Source organism: Streptomyces flavofungini (assembly GCF_041028215.1).
Lineage (GTDB): Bacteria > Actinomycetota > Actinomycetes > Streptomycetales > Streptomycetaceae > Streptomyces > Streptomyces flavofungini_B.
Map to the genome: position 1 here is coordinate 1 of NZ_JASKYR010000463.1, position 7,267 is coordinate 7,267.

5 protein-coding genes are annotated in these 7,267 nt (G+C 71.8%); 3 read left to right on the forward strand and 2 right to left on the reverse strand.

What is annotated here, in order from left to right; translation table 11 throughout:
* Together AB8Z36_RS27030 and AB8Z36_RS27035 are read right to left on the reverse strand one after the other, a co-directional pair.
* Positions 1 to 1,967, reverse strand: a 1,967-nt coding sequence (locus AB8Z36_RS27030; RefSeq protein ID WP_369215992.1) for a CocE/NonD family hydrolase, incomplete at its 3' end; no start/stop codon positions are given.
* A 46-nt stretch (positions 1,968 to 2,013) separates the two neighbouring features.
* Positions 2,014 to 3,528 carry a peptide MFS transporter gene (locus AB8Z36_RS27035; protein ID WP_369215988.1) on the reverse strand — a complete coding sequence of 505 codons (1,515 nt, stop codon included), beginning with the start codon at positions 3,526 to 3,528 and terminating at the stop codon, positions 2,014 to 2,016.
* A 313-nt stretch (positions 3,529 to 3,841) separates the two neighbouring features.
* On the opposite strand from AB8Z36_RS27035, the gene AB8Z36_RS27040 reads away from it, so the two are divergent.
* The 3 genes from AB8Z36_RS27040 to AB8Z36_RS27050 all read left to right on the forward strand — a co-directional run.
* Positions 3,842 to 4,852 (forward strand): polyprenyl synthetase family protein, encoded by a 1,011-nt coding sequence (locus AB8Z36_RS27040; RefSeq protein ID WP_369215989.1) that lies wholly within the window; start codon positions 3,842 to 3,844, stop codon positions 4,850 to 4,852.
* 261 nt (positions 4,853 to 5,113) lie between these two features.
* Positions 5,114 to 6,367 (forward strand): LolA family protein, encoded by a 1,254-nt coding sequence (locus AB8Z36_RS27045; protein ID WP_369215990.1) that lies wholly within the window; start codon positions 5,114 to 5,116, stop codon positions 6,365 to 6,367.
* 107 nt (positions 6,368 to 6,474) lie between these two features.
* Positions 6,475 to 7,267, forward strand: a 793-nt coding sequence (locus AB8Z36_RS27050) for an ABC transporter ATP-binding protein (RefSeq protein WP_369215991.1), incomplete at its 3' end; no start/stop codon positions are given.

Consider the following 7,267-nt stretch of genomic DNA (forward strand, 5'->3'; position numbering starts at 1 on the left):
TCCCAGGTCCGGTGGAAGGCGACCTCCGTGCCCGCCCGGCAGATCACCTCGTTCCAGGTCAGGAAGTCCTTCGCGGTGCACCGGATCTCCGAGTGCGTCTCGATCGTGACGTCCCAGCCGAGTTCCGGGCGGTGCAGGCGGATCGTCCAGTCCGAGCGGGTGCGGGCGGTGAGGGGGTCGGACTCGTTGATCGTGTAGGACTCCAGCGCGTCCTCGGTGAATTCCAGGCCGTCGGGGTACACGCGCGTGCCGCCGTAGCGCGGGTCGACGGAGAGGTGCCACTCGCCCTTGGCGACATCGCGGACGACGAGGCGTTCGGGCCGCTCCTCGTCGAGCGTGGCGGGGGAGACGACGCCGAGCGGCTCCGCCTGCTCCGGCGGCTCGAAGGTGATCGACGGGTCGAGATCGCCGGTGCGCACGGGGAGTTCGAGGGCGCTGCCCGCCGGGTCGAGCGTGAAGCCCGCCGCCGAGTCGGGCTGCGGCCAGATCCACGGCCAGTACGCGGAGGAGACCGCGAGGCGGATGCGGTGGCCGGGCGGGAAGGTGTGCCCGATGCCGTTGAGCTCGAAGGTCACGTCCTCGGTCGCGCCGGGCCGCCATGGCTCCGCGCGGTCCCTGCCATGGCGGGCGGAGAGGTTCAGCACGCCCCGGGTGACCAGTGTGGACGAGCCGTCGGGCGCGACGTCGCAGAGGCGGGCGACGGCCTGTCCCGACGGCACGTCCATCCGCAGCCGCAGCGTCACCCCGGGGCGCCCGAGCACCCGTACCTCGGAGTCCACCTCGAATTCGAAGCACGCCGACTTCGCGTCCTCGTCCCGCTGGTCGGGTGGCAGGTCCGCGTCATTGCCGAAGGGGAAGAAGCGTCCCGCGTCCAGGCCCGTCCGCTGCGGGGAGCGGACGATCTGCGGGGCGCCCTGGAGCGCGTACGCGGTGCGGGTGACGTTCGGGGAGGGCCACGCGGGGTCGCCCGCCCAGCCGCCCGCCAGCTCCGGGTAGACGGTCGCGGGCGGGTGGGACTCGCTGATCCAGGAGCGCAGCTTCGGCTCGGCCATGACGCCGGTGTCCACGCCCTTGAGGTGGTGGTCCCACCAGCGCAGGGTCTCCTGGAGGAAGCCGATCGCCGGGCCCGGCGGCAGGCCGCGGTCGGGGTACTGGTGCGACCAGGGGCCGATGAGCCCGCGCACCCGGTCGTCGGGGAGGTGCTCGACGAGCCGCAGGACCGTGTCACGGTAGGGGTCGTGCCAGCCGCCGACGGCGAGCACGGCGGCGCCGATGGCGGAGTAGTCCTCGCAGACGCTGCCGTGGCGCCAGTAGTCGTCGCGGGTCTGGTGGTCCAGCCAGGTGTGGATGAGGGGTTCCACGGCCTCCAGGCGCGTCAGCCACATGTCGCGCCAGGCGTCGCCCACGTAGTACGGGTCCGGCGGGCGTGAGACGAAGGCCAGCATCGTCGCCGCCCACGCGTGCATGTCCACCGCCAGGACGGAACCACCCATGTAGTGCACGTCGTTGTCATAGCGGTCGTCCGCGGAGCAGACCGTGACGATCGCCTTGAGCGGCTCGGGGGCCAGTGCCGCGATCTGGAGGGAGTTGAAGCCGCCCCAGGAGATGCCGAACATGCCGACCCTGCCGGTCGACCACGGCTGGGCGGCGAGCCAGTTCACCACCTCGACGCCGTCGGCGAGTTCCTGCGCGGAGTACTCGTCGGTGGGCAGGCCCTCGCTGTTGCCGTGCCCGCGCACGTCGACGCGCACGGAGGCGTAGCCGTGGCCCGCGTACCAGGGGTGGCGCTGGAAGTCGCGCGGCGCGGTCCAGTCGCTGAGCCGGTAGGGGAGGTATTCGAGGAGCACGGGGACGGGCTCGTCGGTGACCGGGCGCCACACGCGCGCGTAGAGCTTGGTCCCGTCGGCGAGGGGTACGCGGATGTCCTCGCGCGTCGTCTCGTACGGGAACGCGGAGCGGATGTTCAGGTGGGTCATGGGGGGAACCTCGGGAGAGCAGAGGGGGGACGGGGCCTCAGTGGACGGGGTGCATCGTGCGGCGCAGCCAGGGCGCCAGCGCGATCACGGCGATGCCCGCGACGACGGCGATGCCGCCGTTCACGCCGAAGTAGACGGGGTCGGAGACCTCTCCGTAGACCTTGACGACCTGGGCCTGGATGCCGTTGGCGAGCGCGAGGGAGAGGAACCAGAGCGCCATCGTCTGGCTGGCGAAGGCCTTCGGCGCGAGCTTGGTCGTCGCGGACATGCCGGACGTCTCCAGGAGGACGTCACCGAGCCCGAGCAGCAGATAGGAGCCGACGATCCACCAGGCGGCCATCCTGTACGTGTCGCCGCCGTGTCCCGCGGTCGGCAGGACCATCAGGAGGAACGACAGGCCGCCCAGGATCACACCGAAAGCGATCTTGTTGGAGGCGTGCGGCTGGCGCGGGCCCATCCGCGCCCAGACGGTGGCGACCACGGGGGCGAGCGCGACCTCGAAGGCGCCGAGCGCGGACGCGTACCAGCTCGCGGGGAAGTGGTAGCCGAGGATCTCGGTCCTGGCGTTCGTCGAGGCCAGCAGCATCATCGTCGAGTAGGCCTGGAAGAGGATGAAGTTGAAGACCACCGACGCGAGGAAGAGCACCACATAGGGGCGCAGGCGGCGCCGCTCGTCGCCGGTGACGCGCGGGCTGCGGAACATCACCGCGAAGTAGGCGACCGGGGCGATCACCGAGATGAGGGTGAGCAGGTCGACGAAGCGGTCCATGGTGAGCCGGCCGGCGGCGGCGAGGAGCCCCGCGACGGCGGCGGCCACGACGAGACCGCCGACGATCAGCAGGACCGCCCGCCGCATGGCGCCCGGCTCCAGGGCGTACTCGGCGGAGGCCTTGCGCCCCGCGAGATGGCGCCGCCCGAGCACGTACTGGACGAGGCCGAACGTCATGCCGATCGCCGCCGCCGAGAAGCCCCAGTGCCAGCCCTTGTGGTCGCCGAGCCAGCCGGTGATGAGCGGGCCCGCGAAGGCGCCCACGTTGATCGCCATGTAGTAGAGCGCGAAACCGGCGTCGCGGCGCTCGTCCTCGGTGCGGTAGAGCTTGCCGACCATCGAGGCCACGTTCGGCTTCAGGAGCCCGGTTCCCGCGCTGATCAGACCGAGGCCGGCCCATGTCATGGCCGCGGTCGGCACCGCCATCGAGTAGTGGCCGCAGGCGATGAGGACACCGCCCCACAGCACCGCGCGGTACGAGCCGAGGATGCGGTCGGCCAGCCAGCCGCCCGCCACGGAGACGAGATAGACGAGCGTCCCGTAGGCCGCCGAGACGGACGCGGCGGTGGCCGGGTCCATGCCCATGCCGTCGTGCGCGACCGAGTCGGCGAAGTACAGCACCAGGATGGCCTGCATGCCGAGGAAGGAGAACCGCTCCCAGACCTCCAGGCCGGAGAGGGTGAGCAGGCCGCGCGGCTGCCCGAAGAAGGCGCGCTCGTCACCCGGCGGCGGCTGAGCCGGAGGCTCGGCGGGCGGCTCGTGCTCGGCCGTGGTACGGGACAAAGCGGATGCTCCCGATCGTTGCACACCTATCGGTGCGGTCTGGTCCTGTCGGTCGTATGGGCTGATCAGCAACATACCGGTGCTGATCGTGAGCCGCCCGGCCTGGTTGACCGGAAGGAGGAGAAGTGATCCGCGGAGCCCTGAGCAGGGTGGTCACGGACGACGAGCGGGCAGGTGCTCGCCGTGATCGAAACGCGACCGGATACGCTGACTTGAGTGATGGCAGCGACACATCGACAAACCGTGTCATCGACCGAGTTTTAATGATCGACCGAGTTCGCCATGTGATCGTCAGCAGACAGGAGAACCTCTCGTGACCGTCGTCGGGCCTTTCGGGCTGAGCGTGCGGGACCAGGCTCTCGAAGCCGATGTCCAGGCAGGGTTGGCGGCTGTCGAGGAGGGCCTCCTAGAGGCCACCAAGAGCGAGGTCCCGTTCATCACCGAGGCCGCCCAGCACCTCGTGCGGGCCGGGGGCAAGCGGTTCCGTCCGCTGCTCGTGATGCTCGCCTCCCAGTTCGGCGACCCCTACGCACCGGGCGTCGTGCCGTCCGCCGTGGTCGTGGAGCTCACGCATCTCGCGACGCTCTACCACGACGACGTGATGGACGAGGCGGACGTGCGCCGGGGCGTCGACAGCGCCAACCAGCGCTGGAACAACTCCGTGGCCGTGCTGACCGGCGACTTCCTCTTCGCCCGCGCCTCGTACATCCTGGCCGACCTCGGCCCGGACGCGGTCCGCATCCAGGCGGAGGCGTTCGAGCGGCTCGTCACCGGCCAGATCCTGGAGACCGCGGGCCCCGCCGAGGGCCGCGACCCGGTCGACCACTACCTCGACGTGCTCGGCGGCAAGACCGGCTCGCTGGTCGCCGTGGCCTGCCGGTTCGGCGCGATGATGTCCGGCGCGGACGAGACCGTCGTGGACGTCCTCACGCAGTACGGGGAGCGGCTCGGCGTCGCCTTCCAGCTCGCCGACGACGTGCTCGACATCGCCTCCGACTCCCACGAGTCCGGCAAGACCCCGGGCACGGACCTGCGCGAGGGCATCCCCACGCTGCCGGTCCTGCGGCTGCGCGAGCGCGTGGCGCGGCTCGGCCTGCCCGAGGACATCGCCCTGAGCGAGCTGCTCGACTCCGACCTCACCGACGACGCCCGGCACGCCGAGGCCCTCGCCAGGCCGCGCGCCCACCCCGCCCTCGAACAGGCCCGCAAGGACACCGTCCGCTACGCCAAGGACGCGCGGGCCGCGCTCGCGCCGCTGCCGGACGGAGACGCCAAGGCCGCCCTGGTGGAGCTCTGTGACCTGGTGGTTCACCGGGCGGGCTGACGCCGCCCCCGAGATCGGCCGGAGCGCGGCGACGGCATCCCCTACGGGATGGGGGAGGCGCCGCCGCTCTGTGTCATCCCATGGCAGTACGCCGAGTTGCGCCCGGGGTCTGACGCTTCTGCCCGGCCGATTTGGTCGGATGGAGAGCGACAAGGACCACCACTCCTGACCAATTCGGGTGAGAATGGCGGCGCGGGGTGGACGAAGACACGTACGTACGTACAGCGAAGGCCGCCGCCGATCACGGAGGTAGGGCACACCATGGCACCGTACGAACCGGCACAGGACACCAGTGAGACCGGGGAACTCCGCGCCGGCCGCCGCAAGGCGGCCCGCTACGCGGTCCCGGTCGCGGTGGCGGGGGTGGCGGCGGCGACCATCGGGCTCGTCCCGGCGCTCGCCACCTCGGGCGACCCGGATCTGCCCGGCATCACCGCTCAGGAACTCATCGAGAAGATGGCCGCGTCGGACACGCAGCAGCTCTCCGGCAACGTCAAGATCAGCACCGACCTCGGCCTGCCGTCGCTCGGCGGCATGGCGGGCGGCTTCACCGGCGGTGGCGGTGGCGGTGGCGCGGAGCACGGCGAGGGCGGCAAGGGCGGCGAGGGCTCGGCCGCCGACCCCAAGGGCAAGCTGATGGAGCTGGCCTCCGGCACGCACACGCTGCGGGTGGCGGCCGACGGCCCCGACCGCCAGAAGGTGTCGGTCCTCGGCGACGCCGCCGAGTACAGCCTGATCCACAACGGCGACGAGGTGTGGGCGTACGACAGCGCGTCCAACGAGGCGTACCACGCGGAGGCGGGCAAGGGCGCGGGCCACGAGGACGGCAAGAAGGGCGCCGACGACATCCCCGCCACTCCCCGGGACTTCGCCGAGCGGGCCCTGAAGGCCGTCGACGACACCACGTCGGTCACGGTCGACGGCACCGCGCAGGTCGCGGGCCGCGACGCGTACCGCCTGGTGGTCGAGCCGAAGCAGTCGGGGTCGACGGTCGGCCGGATCACGGTCGCGGTGGACGCGAAGACGGGCACGTCGCTCAAGTTCACCCTGACCCCGGCCTCCGGCGGCGCCGCCGTCGTCGACGTGGGCTTCACCGCGGTCGACTTCGGCAAGCCGTCCGCGTCCACGTTCGACTTCACGCCGCCCAAGGGCGCGAAGGTGACCGAGGCCGACGAGCACGGCGAGAGCCGCGACTTCAAGGACAAGTACCGGGGCAGGGACGGCGAGGAGTTCACGGAGGAGGACCTGAGCGGCCTGAACGTGATCGGCGAGGGCTGGAGCTCCATCGCCGAGCTGAAGCTGCCGGGCGGCCGGGGCCTGCCGACGGCCGGTTCGGGCGATGTCCCGCAGGACGCGCAGAAGTTCCTCGACTCGCTCGGCGACCGGGTGGACGGCAAGTTCGGCTCCGGCACGGTCTTCTCGACCCGCCTGATCAACGCCCTCGTCACCGACGACGGCAAGGTCTACGTAGGCGCGGTCACGAAGGACGCGCTGGTCAAGGCGGCGAACCGGTAGGCGCGGGTCCAGTCCGGGCGGTCGCGCGAGCCGACGTGGTCCGGACAGTCGCGGGAGCCGACGTGGTCCGGACAGGGGCCCGGGGAACCGGGTGACAGGAGGAAGCGGTGCCAGGCCTCGTGATCGAGACGCGTGCCCTGACCAAGCGCTACGGCCATCATCTCGCGGTGGACCGGCTCGACCTCGGTGTTCCCGAGGGCAGCGTCTTCGGCTTCCTCGGGCCGAACGGCTCGGGCAAGACCACCACCATCCGCATGCTGATGGGCCTGATCGCGCCGACATCGGGCACCGCGAGCGTCCTCGGCGGCCCCATGCCGCGCGCCGCGCGAACCGTGCTCCCGCACGTCGGGGCGCTGATCGAGGGCCCCGCCCTGTACGGCTTCCTGTCGGGCCGCGACAACCTCCTGCGGTACGACTCCGCCGACCCGGCGGCCGACCCCCGTACCCGCCGCAGGCGCGCCGAGGCCGCCCTGGACCGCGTGGGCCTGACCGCCGCCGCGGGCAAGAAGGCGAAGGCGTACTCCCTGGGCATGAAGCAGCGGCTCGGCCTCGCGGCGGCGCTGCTCCAGCCCCGGCGGCTCCTCGTCCTGGACGAGCCGACGAACGGCCTCGACCCCCAGGGCATGCGGGAGATCCGCACTCTGGTGCGGGAACTGGCGGCCGAGGGCACCACCGTCTTCCTCTCCTCGCACCTCCTCGACGAGATCGAGCAGGTCTGCACGCACGCCGCCGTGATGACACGGGGCCGGCTGATCACCCAGGGCCCGGTGGCCGAGCTCGCGGCGGGCGCGCGCGGCAGGCTCGTCGTGACGACGCCCGACCCGGGCGAGGCGGCCCGAGTCCTGAAGGAGCGGGGCGTGGCGGACCTCGTCGTGGCGGAGGAGCGCGTGACCGGTGAGC